The organism is Clostridium estertheticum (assembly GCF_026650985.1).
Taxonomy (GTDB): domain Bacteria; phylum Bacillota; class Clostridia; order Clostridiales; family Clostridiaceae; genus Clostridium_AD; species Clostridium_AD estertheticum_C.
The window spans coordinates 4,044,084-4,060,127 of sequence record NZ_CP086239.1; the positions used below are offsets into that span (position 1 = coordinate 4,044,084).

Genomic DNA, 16,044 nt, shown 5'->3' on the forward strand with positions numbered 1-16,044 from the left:
AAAAAGTTTAATATTTTATAATATAAGTATAGTGCGTAAATCTTTTTAAAACAAATGTCGTGAAAGTTAATTTCACGACATTTGTTTTTCCATAATTTAAATTTAAGTGTCATTTCAGCATTTAATTTTTTGTGTTATTTTTTATCTTTTTTAGACAATATTTTTAACCCTATAAGTAATCCAGCCCCAATTGTAGACGCAATCCCTGTATATATTGCTACTTTACCTGGGGTTGTTTTAATCTTAGGTATTTTAATTTCATTGTGATAATCTTCCATCAAATTTTCATACTGTTTCTTGTTGATATTTCCTACACCTATACCCATAACTTCACAATTCATTCCTGCAAAATAATTGATTTTTTCTGTTATGTAACAGTTAAATGCATGTATTTTCTCAGGTGTTGAACTTCCATCATTCCATAATTCAACTCCAAATAGCTCTTCATATATAAATTGATGTTGAAAAACAACTAAAGAGTAATTACCTCGTTTTGAGTGATACACACTAGTATATCCGTTTTTTGCAATTAAATTGTCAATATCTCCTTTGTATAAAACTAAAATGTTGCTAGATGAATTCTCACCCTTGATCTTATCAAATAATTCTCCACCATCAAATGAATAAAATAATTCAACAGTAGTTATATTATTCTTCACTAATGCTAGTTTAATTATATCTATATATGAATCAATGTATTGTATATCTTCTGGAGTTTTATTTTTATAATCATTTATTACATTTTGAGTTTTTTTATTAAATATGCCGTTAATAAATCCCATTTTATACACCTCTCTTCTTCCATTTAACTTTTGTTAGTCTTATTAGTTTATCATATATATTGCCCTCTTTGTTTGATTAACATAACATATATTTTTTAAATTTGATAAAACAATCTACTCTTATATAAAAATAATAGCCCCACATCTAATGATATGTGGTTACTTAGGGCATAATATATGAAAATTGTTTATTGCTCAAAACATTTTGTTTCTATTAATCTAAGCTATTATCCAACTCATTGTCATTTCCATTATTTGTTTGATATTTTTCTTTAAATTCATGCATTCTTCTCATCACAGTTCTTGCAATAGGCTGTACAATAATCAGTTCCAAAAATATAGCTACACAAAAATTACGTGGCCAGTTAATTGGGAACTCTTTAATAGCTTCCAGACTAAACCCATTTGCTAAACTTCCTCCCACAATTGTCATAATAATAGACATACCAATAACGGTAAAAAATGTCCTAAACATAATATGAGAATTTAAGCTATCTGTTGGTGAAATAAAAGCATTCACCAGTTTATCAGCTATCTTCCCCACTATAAAGTTCTCAATTATCATTGCAATTATAAAGACTAACGGAATTGATTTTAATGATATAGCTACAGCTTCTCCTGACACTCCACCCATGTTAATACAAATATTCATAGTTGCCATAAAAATGCAAGTCAATGCACATATAACACCTCCGTAAATTAAACCTTCTTTTGCATTTGTAGGCATACATTTCTCCATAATTTTCTCCTCGCTTTTGCTTAAATTAAAAAAATGCGTTGTATCGACGATAATATGACCGTCGGTACAACGCATTGAATTTGTTTTGACTTTGAATAGTATAACATAATATTTTCATTCATGTAATACCTTAATTTTGTTCATTATATTTAGCCAAATATATTTTAATTACCATAGCAGAGCTATAAGAAAAAGCTGTTCTACTAATTTCTAACTACTAATGCTTTGCTTATCGTTTTCACTAGCATGCGCCCTAAGAGTAGATTCAATCTCTTCAAGAGAACGATTACGCGTTTCAAACACCTTAGATTTAACAAACCATATTGAAACAAAACAAAGGACACCATAACCTATGAACAAACTACCAGTCCCAAAGAAATTCAGTAATGGCGGAAATGTTAATGATACAATCATGTTAGCACCCCAATTAATTACACTACTGAATGAGTTGCCGAGTCCTCGAATATTTAGAGGGAATACTTCACCAATCATTACCCACATCACAGGTCCCCAAGTAGCTGAGAAAAAACCAATATAAACGGTTAATGCGATAACGCAGATAATTGCAGCAGTTAATGACCCATGAGAGAACTTCATTGAAAAACTCATAATTAGTAAGGAGGTTCCCATTCCAATAGACCCATAAATCAACATCTTTTTACGATCAACTTTATCCATTATCATGACAGCTACAACAGTAACAATAACGTTAAAAATCCCAATTCCGATGTGAGCAAGTAAAGCCGCTTGAACACCAAATCCAACCTCAGTAAATATAGTTGGTGCATAGTAAAGAACTGTATTACAGCCCATAATCTGTTGGAAAATAGCTAGTCCAACACCAATAACCAATGCTGGGCGAACAAATTTACCAAATAATTCTTTAATTCCGCCACTTTTCATTCCAGCTTGTTTCTTGATCTGGATAAGTTCATCATTAACAGCACTTTCATTATGTTTATTCATTTGTTCTAAAACATCTCGTGCTTCATTAAGTCTACCATCTTTAACTAAAAAACGAGGACTTTCTGGTAATACAAGACCTCCTAGGAAAAGAATTGCGGCTGGAATAGCAGCAAACCCAAGCATCCAACGCCAACCCGCATACAAATCAGAGAAACTATAGTTAGTTATATAAGCTAATAAAATACCGCTCATTACCATTAATTGGAACAAACTTGACACAGAACCACGTTTTTCCGCAGGTGATAATTCAGCTAAGTATGTTGGAATTAGAGCAGATGAAGCACCTACTGCCATACCAAGAACAATACGTGATAAAATCAATGTCGAAATTCCTGGAGAAAATGCTGATCCAATTGCACCAATAAAGAAAATAATTGATGATAATAAAATCAATTTCTTACGTCCGTATTTATCTGACATTGGCCCAATAATTGCAGCCCCAAGAACAGCCCCTAGTAATACAGAGCTAACAACCCAGCCTTGTTGCCATGAATCAAGGTGCATTTGTTTTTGAATAAACAAAATAGCACCTGAAATAACTCCTGTATCATAACCAAACAAAAGTCCACTAAGTGCACCGAAAACATAAATTAAAGAATTGCTAATTTTTCTTTTTCCCTTCACTAAAACCATCCCCCATCTTTTATTTAATTTTAAGTTAATTGTAAATTTATTGTCTCATGGATTTGTAAATATTAAACGTTTTCATTTTGAATTTAGTATACCACTTAAAATAAACTTTTTCAATGCACTTTAAAAAGTTTTAAAATTAAAATAAATAGTTAATTAATAAGATATGAATACGGTTGATGCAAAAAAAACAAGGATACTCACTTAATATGAATATCCTTGTTAATCAATAATCTCTATTTTTTAATTGTTATGACCAAACTATCTGTAATAGCATATACAGGTGAATCTATATACTGAGGTCTATACATGAAACTATTCCATGTATCTTTAATAGAATATAGAGTTGTTAAATAATTTTGAGCACACTCTAAATAAGTTAATTCTGTGTTCTTACTTATATCTAAGGTTTTTAGTTTATTGTTATTGCACTCTAAAGAGGTTAATGCTGTATTCTTACTTATATCTAGTGTTGTTAAGTTATTATAATCACAATTTAAATTAATTAACGCTGAATTTAAATTTAAGGTTGCTAATTGATTCAACCCACAATCTAAAGAAGTTAATGCTGTATTCTTGCTTACATCTAAGGTTGCTATTAGATTAAACCCGCACTTTAAATCAGTTAATGCTGTATTTACATTTAAGGTTGTTAGTTTATTACGTTGGCAATCTAAAGAAGTTAATACTGAATTCTTACTTACATCTAAAGTTGTTAGTTTATTATACTCACAATTTAAAGAAGTTAATGCTGTATTTTTACTTACATCTAATGTTGTTAACCCATTATTTGAACAATTTAAATCAGTTAATGATGTAAGATACTCTATTCCGTTTAAACTACTCACATCATCTTTAGACAAATCTAAAGATTTTATGTCTTTAACATCAGACTCAAGTATTGGCTGAGGAGCCGCTTTTCCTATGTGCGAATATATAATACTCTTAAAATTTTCATCAGTAAACTTACTCGTTATATCTGTCTTATCAATAGTAGGCATGGCTACTATTAGTGTAGCTGATGCTGTTACATTATTTGTATTAACAATTCCATCTACCATTGTTAATGTACCTGTAAATGTAAATTGTCCCGCTACTTTCGTGCTCGCCACTTTATCCCAAATTACAGCAAAATCTTTAGTTGTTTTATCAACTAAAGTTGCGGTTACAGTTGTTGGTAATGTATAACTATCACCTATGTTCTTTGTTATATTTTTAATTTTATTTACTGTCAATGCTTGATCTACAAATTTAAGTGTATTACTTTGACTTACATTACTATCAGAATCAGTAGCTGTAATAGTTGTTGATGGATATTGTGTCAAATACCCTACATCTCTCAATCCGGCTCCCTCTAATATGCTTATTGTGATTAAACCCTTTGAAGCGGTAATTGCACCTATTGTACTTTTCCACTTAATATTTGATGCTAATGAATTTTCTGTAATATCTACCCCATATTGATCAAGTACTTTGTATGAAACATGACCATCTCCTGGCCAAAATCCACTAGAAGAATTAGTTGCACCCACAAGAATAGGAGGATCTACAATAACCTTATCCCCTAATATTTCAATTTTAGATACTTTCTGTTTTGCAACAGCTACTGTACTTGATCCAATATCAGTAGTGTTATTCATTACACCGACGGTATATGTACCTTCTGGTAAGTTATTTTCATAGGTCAATGTAGCTTCTGTTTTATCGTCATTCCAAGTAGTAACCATTGTTACAGGAGTCGCTTCTCTTTTAACTGTAAATACAACTTTGCTTGTATCTGCTACTTTACCATTAAATGTTTCTTTAAGTTGATTATTAGATATAGCACTTAACGCCACTGATGTAGCTACCGTATTTGTATCTGTATCTGAAGCAGCAAAATTAGTTGTACCTTTTTCATTTTTATAAGTTACTGCTGGTATAATGCTTGCAGCTACTTTTGATCCTGTAAGATTGTCAATCCAGTCTCCGTTAAAATTTTTAACATAAACTGATCCACCATCGACCATTGCAGCATTGATTTCAGAATCGTTTGCTGAGTTATTAGCATAAGTTAAGTCAAAAGCCTTTGTTCCTATTACCACAGTACCCGTAGGCATTGCAGCAAAAGCTGAGAAGGATGTTGATCCTGCTATCATTAACGCAACTAGCACTGAACTTGTAATTTTTTTATTCATATATTTCTACCCCCTATTATTTTTAATTTAACACTATTTAAATATTTCAATGTATCTCATCGATGAAATTTCTAAAAAAATCTTTTTAAAATATGAACTGATATTTTTTATCCCCCATACTATATACGTTATTTTTACAATATAGTTTCATTATTCCATTAATACCGGTATAAGTATACCTAAAATAGTATACAGTGATCTTATTTTATATAAAAGAAATATTATGTGATAATACTTATAGTGAGAGACTTTCCTTGTGAAATGTCGTTAAACCCCCAAAAAAAATAAGCCCTGAAAACTTAGTGTTTCCAAGGTTTTTGCTTAGTACAATCATAACTCAATTTTATCTATGTTGCTGTATATTTCTTTATTGTACCTATTTCAAAAAACATAGCCCAGTAACCATTACAGTTACTGGGCTTCTATGGTACGCCTTCCAGGAGTCGAACCTGCGACCAACTGGTTCGTAATAGTCAAGTTTAATTGATGCTAAAAAGCCTTTAATCCCTTACATATAGTCATTCTACTTTTTAGCTAAGTTTAAATAATACCTATTAAATATAACCGATAAGGGGCAATAAAGAGGGTAAAATTTATATACTCCTTTGAATTTAAATCGCTATTTCATTTTCCATATTTTTTTGTCCCTTCTACTTCAATTTCATCTCCATTAAAAGCTAATCCATCATCCGTTTAACAAAACTATTCCAATAATTTTTCTAAGCAGTTGTTTTGTTAAATGCATATTATTGCAATTTTAGTATGCACACTTTCGTTAGCATTTTGAAGCTAGTATAGAAACACAAGAAACATTGCCTTATAGCTAACCTAGTACCTGTTAACCTAAACTATAAGGATCAAATTTGTATTAATACTAGAGGCACCTGCTATTAAGTATGTGCCCTATTTAACTCCTATAATTATTTATTTATCTAGTAAATCTTATTCAACTTAAATAAAATAAAAGCATACAATATAACCTTTATTATGTTGTATGCTCTTATTGCATTATTAACAAGAAGTATCTCCATCTTTTATATAGTATTTATGGTAATTATAGTATAATAAAAAATAACAAAACAAATATAAATTAATATAGGGGTGAAGATGTATGTGTTCTCTAACAGTAGCAGTACTTTTTATATTTTTTGGTTTTATTTTAATGAAATATCCACCAAAAAGTATAAATCGTGTAATGGGGTATAAATCACCCTTGGCAAGGAAAAATCAGGATACATGGGATGTATCACAAAAACATAGTGGATTTAGTATGCTAATACTTGGAGTTATTAATGGTATTTTTGGAATTTGGTCAATTATTCAACCAATGGCTAATAATAATCAAAATGTACAACTGGTCTTATTAGTAATAAGTGCTATAGCTCTTATAGCTTATGAAGAAATACATTTGATGAAACTATTTCATATGGACGGAAGCAGAAAAGAAATGTAATTTGAAAAGTGATAAATAATGCATAAATGGGGTGTATTTTCTCAATTAGACCACTTTTATGCATTGAAATAGAGCCTTATTGCATAAGGTAAAAGCGTGAATGAGAGTATAGGCTAATTAGAGAGGTCTGTTAAACGTCGTGAAATTATCCAAAAAACGAACTTTGGCTATATACCTGGCTTAAATGACTTCACTAAAAAATAAACGAACTCTATGTTGATGTAATACGAACTTTTAACGTTTTTTCATTCATTTAATCAATATTATTCTGATTCTTGGATAAGGCAATAGTAGTATAATTAAATAAATATTTATATTACAATCTTAAAATATTTCTATCCTAATTTAATGAAGGAGTGGTAGATATGAAAGTAAAATGGAAAGGTAAATTAAGCGAAGCAAACACTTTTCCTAAAAACGAAATACCTTTAAATGCAGTTCAGTTTCTAAACAATCAACGAAAGTCAGACATCTTTGTAATGTTAATACCAATCATCTTCTTTATAGTAGTATGTGTTTATGTAAAATCCAACTATATAGGGAAATACAACTTAAACTTAGTAGGTTACTTAACAGGATTTGCACTCGCATTCCCGTTTATATCAGTTCATGAGTTTTTACATGCGGTATGCTTCCCACCTAAATGTACAGTGTTAGTATATTACACTAATTGGGGAATAAGCTTAGCACCCAGTAGTTCAATAGCTAAAGTACGTTATATTTGTACTCTCTTACTTCCCGCAGTTATTCTTGGTGTCATACCTCTGTTAGTATGGACATTTATACCAAACTATAATATAACATTTAACTCTATACTATTTATACTAGGTTCAGCATGTCTAGCAATCGCGGTGGGTGATTTATGTAATTTAGTACACGTAATAAGAGAAATGCCTAAGAATTCAAAAATGATGGTGTCAGGTTTGAACTGTTATTACTATTAAATATATTTGCAGTAATAGCAAAGATGCTGCTACTAACCGTATTACACTCAGTTTTGGTAAAACAAATTCATATATGTCAACACAAGTAAACTCATATCATTAGATGTGAGTTTACTTTATTAAGCGTGTATTGCTATTCTGAAAGTAACACAATACCAATTGAGTTACATTCACTTTGGCTCTATTGCTTATTCAAAGTAAAATAAATCTTCGAATTTTTTATCTAATGCAATGCAAAATATCAATGCTAATTTTGCAGTTGGATTAAATTGACCTGTTTCTATTGAACTAATTGTTTGTCTGGAAACACCAACCATTTCCGCTAATTCTCCTTGTGATAAATTATTTTCTGCTCTAGCTACTTTAAGTTTGTTTTTTAATATTAATTTTTCATCCATAAATCACACTTCCTTAGATTGTTGTCAAAATATAGCTTATTAAAAATCCAATAGAAGCGACAATACCTGCTATCGCGGTTGTTAAATATTTTTTTTCTTTTAGTATCTTATACTTTCCATAACCATCCAGAGCAATATATGACCAAAAAATTGAAAATACAGAATAACTATCTAGTCCATTTATGAAATTATAAATTACAACGAAAATAATTATGGCAATAAATCCTATCACTCCAATTCCTCTTCCTTTGGTCTTTAGATATTCTATACCTTCATCATTTTTTTCTTGTCTGCTTTTCACTAAAATTTCTTCTTTATTCATAACCCAATTCTCCCTTCCATTTATTCCTAATTGTAATATACCACTAATTAATCTTTATGACAAGTTATATTATCATTTTTACAATATAACTTGTCATGATTATATCAACTAATATTTACATCAACAAGACCATATTAGCTATATATTAATATTCTGAAAGTAACACAATAGTAATTGTGTTACTTTCACATTGGGTCTATTGCTTATTCCTTAAAAATTTCATTTTGAATGTAACATAATGAGTTGATTCTTTACTTTGAATGTATTATAAATCAGTTATTTAAACCATCTGATTATTTTTCTGAAGTTTAGCATACATTGTTTCCTGCTGCTTTGTAGTAAATTGAAAATATATTAATGTGTTTGTTACAGATTTATGGCCCAAATAGTATTGCAGCTCTTTTATATCAATTTCGGATTCTGCTAAATGCACAGCAGCAGTATGTTTTAAAGTATGGAAATGGTGCTTTTCTATATCACTTATTTTAGCTAAGTTACAATATTTCTTCATCAAGACGTCTAAAGTCTTGCGAGATATCGGTTTTTTCTCCTGGCTTAAAAACAAAACATGCTGATTATCGCAAATCTCACTTTGCCTAATATATTTGTTTAAGATCTTAATAGTTTCTTGATCTAGTCTTATAGTGTTATTATTGCTCCCTTTAAGCCTGTGGCAATACATTTCACCTCTAGTCTTGTTATACAACCTCAGAGGCTCTTAAAGCACATTTATATGCTACTCTAAAAATATTCAGGTTCCTTAAAGCATGTTTACTATTATCTTTTTCTATAACTTTAAAAACTTTTTTCATTTCCGCTTGAGTAAGATATTTTATTTTCTCTTCATTTTCCTTCATCATATTTAAGCACCTCATTCCAAAAGATAGACCTTTTAACTATTATGTCTAACTTCAAAATACCATGTTAGCCGTTGATAATGCAAGTATTTATCCATTTTTATAAAAACAAAATATAAAAGTTGGACATTACATCCATGTTTTTATGTAGTTAAAGATAGTGTGTTCGTGGTAATCTGATTTATCTAGCACAGCTAATAATGCATCGCAGATAGTGTTAATTTCCATTTTGAAGTACCTCCTTTATATTTGGTACTTCAATAGAAAAAGTATTGATGCTAGCAACAATAACGAAAACCGAAGTTTTTTCGGCATAGTTTTTTCTTCGGTATAGTCTGAATGAAATTGGACGATGGAGGAATATTTTAGACATAGGGGCTTTTGATTAAAACTTGTAATAACACTATTGACAAGTTGAAAAGTAGTTGATATACTATACTTGTAACAAATGATGTTACAAGTAGATTTTTTATGAATGGAGGATATTATCATGAAAGTAGCGGTTGTAGCGGCAAATGGAAAAGCAGGAAGACTGATCGTTAAGGAAGCGGTAGAAAGAGGTATGGATGTTACTGCTGTTGTCAGAGGCGAGAACAAGACGGCGTCAAAAAACTCTCTCATCAAGGACATTTTTGATATCAACAAGGAAGATCTTGCAGGTTTTGATGTTGTAGTTGATGCGGCAGGAGCATGGACACCGGAAACGGTTCATGTTGTCCCTGATGCAGTGAAACATTTAGCTGGTCTTCTGAGAGGAACTGATAAAAGGCTGTTGGTTGTAGGCGGTGCCGGAAGTCTGTTTGTAAATCCGGATCATACACAAACCGTAGCAGATGTTACACCGTTCCCCGCTGAAGCAATGCCAGTTTTGAATGCACATAAAGAGGCTCTTGCTGAACTTCGCAAGTATAATGACGTAAAATGGACATATGTAAGCCCTGCAGGAGATTTCCAGGCAGATGGCGAAAGAACCGGAAAATATATTCTTGGCGGCGAAGAATTAAAGCTTAACAGCAAAGGAGAGAGTGTTATTTCTTATGCTGATTATGCACTCTCTATGGTTGATGAAATTGCATCCGGAAAACACATTAAAGAGAGAATCAGTGTCGTCAGTGAATAATGCATAAAGATTGTAATCTTTGCATTGACACGTTTCCTGTAATGGATTATATTACAATCAGGAGGAAGTTGATATGCAGATTTCAAGCAAATTCACAATAGGGGTTCATCTCCTTGTGGTGATAGATTATTTAGGCGATAGTGAAAAAGTGACCAGCAACATTCTTGCGGGAAGCATCGGGGTAAATCCTGTTATCGTGAGAAACGTGATGGGAAACCTTAAGGAAGCCGGTATTATCAATATCAGTCAGGGAAAGAGCGGTATTTCTCTTGCAAGAGGTCTTAACGAGATTTCATTCTATGATATTTATAAAGCGGTGGACTGCGTGGATGATGAAGGGATATTTCATTTTCATGAAAATCCGAATCCAGAATGTCCGATCGGGAGAAACATTCATAAATCAATGGATGGAAAGCTGGCAAAGATTCAGGAATGTATGGAAAATGAAATGCGTTATATTACAGTGGCTGATGTTGCAGTAGATGTTAAAAAAGAAATCGAAGCTGCGGAATGAGTCCAATTCCAGCTTTGGGTAACGAGAAGTAAAACATATAATCCTTTAAAGCGTCTCTTCGGAGGCGCTTTTCTTATGCCCATCGGGAGGTGATGGCTTGGACACATTAAAGGGAAAGAAAATAATGGTGTGGACGTTCATGGGGTACGGCAACGATTCGTGCAAAAAACAGCCACAAGACAGTTATTACCATATATGTTACATTGCCGTTCTTCCCTAATGTAGTCAATTGCTCATTTATGCCATAGCAAAAGATAAATTATAGTATATAAAAAACTACATTATTACTTTATTATAATATGTATCACAAAACCTATTAAACCACATGATACACTTTTACACCCAATTGAGTGGGTTTATAAAAGCTATTATCTGTCTTTTTTAATGTCTCATTTAACTATAGTTTTCTGATGCACTTATTTTCAACTCATTAATAAAATTACAGTATAAGTTCGCATTTTATATAAGTAAAGTAATAAAACTCTCTATATAAATTAATTTTAATGGTATAATCATTGATGGTAGCATCTCTGTGTCGAATGGAGGTGGTAGTTATTATGATTTTTATTTTCTCAGCAATGCTTGGGTTAATTCAAATATTAGAATATTCGGTAGAAGACGCTAAGACAAGAACGTTATTGTCTTATCTGAAAGTTGCTCTTATATTTTCATGTTTGGGTCTAACACTTGGCAGAGCAGGTTTCTAATACTTAAATTTATATATCCAAGTGGTTATTGATTGTCCAATAATTCTCTATTTAGCCGATAGAGAAAATTAGCAGAGTAATGAAACCCAATTAATATATCACAAAAAAAATAATTAGACACTGGATTAGCCGTCCAGTGTCTAATTTTTTTTTAATTGTCTATGGCATATCAAAATATAAATCATTATGTATTACAAAATTTTGATAGCGGCCTTACGTTTTTTGCATGTATTTAGCCATTTTGACTTAGCCGGTCTAATTGGCAATAGTTATTATGATTTTCTTTTCTCTATATACATTATACGCACATTGCTAAAACATATTCAAGGTATTTCTCAACTCTAAGTGGAAATTTTACACTTTAAGAATTATTAAAAATATTTCAAAAAAATTTATGATAGCCCCTCTAAATGTTAAGTTTTGGTAATTGTTTAGGCGTTAGTACCGTTATTTTCCATCTAAAGGATTATTAATTATTTGCACCCTCCTTTTTTTCTATATGAAAATATATTATAACTATTATTATCATAATACTAAATAGTTCATTTAAAATGCAAATTTAAAACGAAATATTTAGTATGTATTTATATAAGTTATAGCCTTATTTTAAATATATTTATTAGCTATTGTCTGGGGTATACCCTATATAAACTAAATTTATTTTTCATAAAATTTAAAATTTTAAGTTATGATAATATCTGATTATATATTTCTAGAGTAAATTGAAGATACCCCCTACTATTATAGTACGTGGTATCTTATTAACGTAGCTTGCATAATATCTCTAAAATCACATAAGCTAAAACACTATAAGCTATCTCAAAAGGCTTTAAAACTTAAAATGGGCAATTTATATCAAGATAATGGGCTTGTGTTTTGTAATATGTTTGGTAATTATTTAGATAGTGCAAATGTGTTAAAAAGATTTAAAAAAGTTCTAAATGAAATGGACATCCAAGACATGAAATTCCACGATCTGAGTCATTACCTTCGCTACGAGCTTGTTTGAGCTAGATGAAGATCCAAAAACAGTACAGGTACTACTTGGGCATGCAAGTATCTCTATTACCCTAGACACCTATACCCATGTATTGGATAGTAAAGAAGAAAGCTTCACAAAAATTAAATAATCTATATATATCAACGGGGGTAAAATAACCCTCATTTTTTTATGTATAAAATCCTTTAAGGGGCAAATAAGAGGGCAAATATATATTTTGATCAAAATAAAAACCCTTACAAACTTAGTGTTTGTAAGGGTTTAATGGTGCGTCGGACAGGAGTCGAACCTGCGACCAACTGGTTCGTAGCCAGCTACTCTATCCAACTGAGCTACCAACGCATAAACTACATTACTATACTACCATATTATATGATAAGAGTAAAGTTTTTTTACAAATTAATGTTCATAAATTCTTCTATCAAAATTCCCATACCTATTACATCTCTGTAACTTCCATATGAAAAACAAGCTTTTCTTTTCTTTCCCTCGACGATAAACCCACATCGTTTATAACATTGAATCGCCCTTAAATTAAAATCCAATACCTGTAACTCCACTCTATGCGCAGCCATGTTCATAAACAAATATTGAAGCAATACTTTTATAGCATCTTGTCCATATCCTCTATTCCAAAAGCCTTTATCTATAGTTATACCTAGTGTATATACATTTTTACATTCATTGCTTTCTCTAAATGTTATATATCCAACAACTATTCCTTTTTCGTTTACAATGCTAAGATATTTCTTATCCAGGTTAACAAATTTACTGAAATTATTTAATATATCCTCTTTAGATGGAGGTAATCTAAATTTACCATCAAGTTTTCTAATATCTTCATTACACCAAATATCATAAAATATATCTAGATCTTTTCGTTCTACACATCTAAGTAATACTTTATTACCTTTTAACATATTTTCTCCTTAATTATTATAATAATTATATTTTTAGTTACCTGTAAATAAATTAACAATTAAATAGATATATATATCCCACATAATAAAATAAAAACATCTAACAAATGTTAGATGTTTTTGGTGGAGAAGGAGGGATTTGAACCCTCGCACCAGTTTCCCAGTCTATACCCTTAGCAGGGGCACCTCTTTAGCCACTTGAGTACTTCTCCAGGCTTAATTTCATATCGTTATAAAATGGTGGAGGAAGTGGGATTCGAACCCACGGTACGCTTTCACGTACGTCGGTTTTCAAGACCGGTGCCTTAAACCAACTCGACCATCCCTCCATGTCCTATGCGACAAGATTTATTATATCAGCATGTTTATATCATGTCAATATATTTTTTAAATCTTATTACTATAATTATATTTCATTTTAAATTTATGAAACAAATGTCTTACTATTTAACGATAAATTATAATAGTATTACATAACATATCTAATCTAGATATAATTTGTTATCTAAAAAAAAGAAACATCTAACAAACGTTAAATGTTTCTGGTGGAGAAGGAGGGATTTGAACCCTCGCACCAGTTGCCCAGTCTATACCCTTAGCAGGGGCACCTCTTTAGCCACTTGAGTACTTCTCCAGGCTTAATATTACGTTGTTTAAAATGGTGGAGGAAGTGGGATTCGAACCCACGGTACGCTTTCACGTACGTCGGTTTTCAAGACCGGTGCCTTAAACCAACTCGACCATCCCTCCATATTGTAGCAACAAAATATATTATATCAGTATAAATATTAATTGTCAACATATTTATTGTTTTTTTTGTATATTTCATGCAATAAATATATGTTTTATAATAAATAAAACGCCTTAATATCAAATATTAAAGCGTATATTTATTATGTTATATATACAATAATCTTTTTATTTTGATATTACTGTATTTTTTCCCATATATTTTAATAAAACTGATGGTATAGTTATTGATCCATCTTCGTTTTGGTAGTTTTCAAGCACTGCAGCTAACGCTCTTCCAACAGCTACTCCCGATCCATTAAGTGTATGGATGTATTGAGCCTTATCTTTTTTATTGTCCTTATATCTAATATTTGCACGCCTTGCTTGGTAATCTTCAAAATTACTACAGCTTGATATTTCAACATACTTATTATAACTTGGCATCCAAACTTCAATATCATATTTAAATGAAGCTGTAAATCCTAAATCACCTTTACATATCTTAACTATTCTATAAGGAAGTTCAAGTCCTTGTAGGACCGATTCTGCATCAGCAAGCAATTTTTCAAGTTCCGCATAAGAATCTTCAGGTTTTGTAAATTTAAGAAGCTCAACTTTATTAAATTGATGTTGCCTTATAAGTCCTCTTGTATCTCTTCCAGCTGATCCTGCTTCTTGTCTAAAACAAGCACTATATGCAACATGTTTTATAGGAAGATCCTGACCATTCAATATTTCGTCTCTATATATGTTAGTAACCGGCACCTCAGCTGTAGGTATTAAGAAATAGTCTGTATTAGCTACTTTAAAGGCATCTTCTTCGAATTTAGGTAGTTGACCAGTACCAATCATGCTTTGCCTATTAACCATGTATGGAGGCAATATTTCTGTATATCCATTTGTATCCACATGTAAATCTAAAAAGTAGCTTATTAATGCTCTTTCAAGTCTTGCTCCAAGGCCTTTATAAACTGTAAACCTTGAACCTGTAATTTTTCCGCCTCTTTCAAAATCTAAAATATCATTATCTATTCCTAAATCCCAATGTGCTTTAGTTTCAAATTTAAAATTTGCTGGTTCTCCCCATTTTTTTATTTCCACATTATCTTCTTCTGTATTTCCGAGTGGCACGTTTTTATTAGGAATATTTGGAATACTTAACATTATATTTTTGATTTTCTCATCTACCTCAGATAACTCAACATCATAGTTTTTAATTTCATCTGAAAGCTTTTTCATTTCCACCATTATTTCTTCTACGCTTTCACCATTCTTTTTCATTTTTGGTACAAGTGCAGATTCAGTATTTCTTCTGTTTTTTAACTCTTCTACCTTTGTTAACATATCTCTTCTTTTTTTATCAAGATACACAACATCATCAATCAATGATACTTTAAAATTTTCCCCTCTGTCTGCCATCAATGCCTTTATTTCTTCCGGATTATTTCTTATTCTCTTTAAATCTAACATAATTATTCCTCCTTAAATATATTATAAATGTTTGTCATTATCAATTCTTAATTAAGATACCTAGAATATAAATACAATAAAAAAAGAGTCTTTTTCCCTAAAAAAAGGGACGAAAGACTCCGCGTTGCCACCCTACTTGATTAAATATAAATATCTAATCCTCTTTATCTAATATAACGGTTATACCGTACTGCTACTCACAGTCCCTCGGAAGTGGATTCGCAAAAATGAAGGTATCAGTTTTCACCAACCACTGACTCTCTTAACCTTTATATTTTGTTACTATTTTCATCATAGGTTTTATACTTTATTA

14 protein-coding genes, 5 tRNA genes, 1 pseudogene and 1 other annotated feature are annotated in these 16,044 nt (G+C 31.1%); of the genes and pseudogenes, 6 read left to right on the plus strand and 14 right to left on the minus strand.

The window, feature by feature from the left end:
• Positions 1–134 precede the first annotated feature (134 nt).
• The 4 genes from LL038_RS19310 to LL038_RS19325 form a co-directional block, all read right to left on the minus strand.
• On the minus strand, positions 135–782 hold the full coding sequence (locus tag LL038_RS19310) for a hypothetical protein (protein WP_216126569.1): 648 nt from the start codon (positions 780–782) through the stop codon (positions 135–137).
• Positions 783–996: 214 nt separating this feature from the next.
• Complete coding sequence (locus LL038_RS19315; RefSeq protein ID WP_216126571.1) at positions 997–1,521, minus strand: DUF2798 domain-containing protein; 525 nt, start codon at positions 1,519–1,521, stop codon at positions 997–999.
• Between the two features lie 210 nt (positions 1,522–1,731).
• Positions 1,732–3,111, minus strand: a complete 1,380-nt coding sequence (locus tag LL038_RS19320) for a sugar porter family MFS transporter (protein ID WP_268055918.1) — start codon at positions 3,109–3,111, stop codon at positions 1,732–1,734.
• Positions 3,112–3,353: 242 nt separating this feature from the next.
• Complete coding sequence (locus LL038_RS19325) at positions 3,354–5,294, minus strand: Ig-like domain-containing protein (protein WP_216126577.1); 1,941 nt, start codon at positions 5,292–5,294, stop codon at positions 3,354–3,356.
• A 1,111-nt stretch (positions 5,295–6,405) separates the two neighbouring features.
• On the opposite strand from LL038_RS19325, the gene LL038_RS19330 reads away from it, so the two are divergent.
• Positions 6,406–6,747, plus strand: a complete 342-nt coding sequence (locus tag LL038_RS19330; protein ID WP_216126579.1) for an SdpI family protein — start codon at positions 6,406–6,408, stop codon at positions 6,745–6,747.
• Positions 6,748–7,112: 365 nt separating this feature from the next.
• Positions 7,113–7,691: a DUF3267 domain-containing protein gene (locus LL038_RS19335; protein WP_216126581.1), complete on the plus strand. Its 579-nt coding sequence runs from the start codon at positions 7,113–7,115 to the stop codon at positions 7,689–7,691.
• Positions 7,692–7,879: 188 nt separating this feature from the next.
• Here LL038_RS19335 and LL038_RS19340 read toward each other — a convergent pair whose 3' ends face one another.
• The 3 genes and pseudogenes from LL038_RS19340 to LL038_RS19350 form a co-directional block, all read right to left on the minus strand.
• Entirely contained in the window at positions 7,880–8,089 is a 210-nt protein-coding gene (locus LL038_RS19340) for a helix-turn-helix transcriptional regulator (protein WP_216126583.1), read from the minus strand.
• A 13-nt stretch (positions 8,090–8,102) separates the two neighbouring features.
• Entirely contained in the window at positions 8,103–8,411 is a 309-nt protein-coding gene (locus tag LL038_RS19345) for a DUF6442 family protein (RefSeq protein ID WP_216126585.1), read from the minus strand.
• A 280-nt stretch (positions 8,412–8,691) separates the two neighbouring features.
• Positions 8,692–9,271 (minus strand): annotated as a pseudogene (locus LL038_RS19350) (tyrosine-type recombinase/integrase).
• Positions 9,272–9,758: 487 nt separating this feature from the next.
• On the opposite strand from LL038_RS19350, the gene LL038_RS19355 reads away from it, so the two are divergent.
• The 4 genes from LL038_RS19355 to LL038_RS19370 all read left to right on the plus strand — a co-directional run bounded on the left by LL038_RS19355 (position 9,759) and on the right by LL038_RS19370 (position 12,739).
• Entirely contained in the window at positions 9,759–10,388 is a 630-nt protein-coding gene (locus LL038_RS19355) for an NAD(P)-dependent oxidoreductase (RefSeq protein ID WP_216126587.1), read from the plus strand.
• Between the two features lie 73 nt (positions 10,389–10,461).
• Positions 10,462–10,902: an Rrf2 family transcriptional regulator gene (locus tag LL038_RS19360; RefSeq protein ID WP_216126589.1), complete on the plus strand. Its 441-nt coding sequence runs from the start codon at positions 10,462–10,464 to the stop codon at positions 10,900–10,902.
• A gap of 557 nt (positions 10,903–11,459) precedes the next feature.
• The gene (locus LL038_RS19365) at positions 11,460–11,609 is read left to right on the plus strand and encodes a hypothetical protein (protein WP_216126592.1); all 150 of its coding nucleotides are present in this window, start codon (positions 11,460–11,462) and stop codon (positions 11,607–11,609) included.
• A 1,001-nt stretch (positions 11,610–12,610) separates the two neighbouring features.
• Positions 12,611–12,739, plus strand: a complete 129-nt coding sequence (locus LL038_RS19370) for a hypothetical protein (protein ID WP_253200142.1) — start codon at positions 12,611–12,613, stop codon at positions 12,737–12,739.
• 135 nt (positions 12,740–12,874) lie between these two features.
• Here LL038_RS19370 and LL038_RS19375 read toward each other — a convergent pair.
• From LL038_RS19375 to serS, 7 genes are all read right to left on the minus strand, one after another.
• A tRNA-Arg gene (locus tag LL038_RS19375) sits at positions 12,875–12,951 on the minus strand.
• A 50-nt stretch (positions 12,952–13,001) separates the two neighbouring features.
• On the minus strand, positions 13,002–13,529 hold the full coding sequence (locus tag LL038_RS19380; RefSeq protein WP_216126595.1) for a GNAT family N-acetyltransferase: 528 nt from the start codon (positions 13,527–13,529) through the stop codon (positions 13,002–13,004).
• Positions 13,530–13,650: 121 nt separating this feature from the next.
• A tRNA-Ser gene (locus tag LL038_RS19385) sits at positions 13,651–13,741 on the minus strand.
• Between the two features lie 26 nt (positions 13,742–13,767).
• A tRNA-Ser gene (locus LL038_RS19390) sits at positions 13,768–13,858 on the minus strand.
• A gap of 214 nt (positions 13,859–14,072) precedes the next feature.
• A tRNA-Ser gene (locus LL038_RS19395) sits at positions 14,073–14,163 on the minus strand.
• A 25-nt stretch (positions 14,164–14,188) separates the two neighbouring features.
• Positions 14,189–14,279 (minus strand) — tRNA-Ser (locus LL038_RS19400).
• A 168-nt stretch (positions 14,280–14,447) separates the two neighbouring features.
• Positions 14,448–15,731: a serine--tRNA ligase gene (gene serS / locus LL038_RS19405; protein ID WP_216126598.1), complete on the minus strand. Its 1,284-nt coding sequence runs from the start codon at positions 15,729–15,731 to the stop codon at positions 14,448–14,450.
• A 102-nt stretch (positions 15,732–15,833) separates the two neighbouring features.
• Positions 15,834–16,035: a binding site (T-box leader), on the minus strand.
• Positions 16,036–16,044 lie beyond the last annotated feature (9 nt).